This is a genomic window from Agrococcus jejuensis (assembly GCF_007679035.1).
Taxonomy (GTDB): domain Bacteria; phylum Actinomycetota; class Actinomycetes; order Actinomycetales; family Microbacteriaceae; genus Agrococcus; species Agrococcus jejuensis_A.
The window spans coordinates 1-277 of sequence record NZ_VEFR01000028.1; the positions used below are offsets into that span (position 1 = coordinate 1).

Below are 277 nucleotides of genomic sequence, written 5' to 3' on the forward strand. Positions count from 1 at the left end.
CGGTGCGGAGGGAGTGGGGCGGGAGCAGGGGTGGGGTGATGGTGGAGGGGAGGGTGGTGGGGAGGGAGAGGAGGGAGAGGATGAGGAGGAGGAAGGGGAGGAGGGGGAGGGGTGGGAGGATGAGGATGGTGTTGGGGATGATGGGGTGCGTTCTGTGTGGATGGGGATGGGTGAGGGGAGGGTGGGGATGAGCTGGGTGATGAACGGGATGAGGTCGCCTGGTGGGTGGAGCGCCGGGTTGGCGGTGAGGACGATCGGGGAGATGGATCGGATGAGG

General features: G+C 67.1%; 1 protein-coding gene. It reads left to right on the top strand.

Annotation, left to right across the window (positions count from 1 at the left end):
• Positions 1-191: hypothetical protein (locus FS793_RS16455; protein ID WP_222123789.1), on the top strand; the 191-nt coding region annotated here is incomplete at its 5' end.
• Between the last annotated feature and the right edge of the window lie 86 nt (positions 192-277).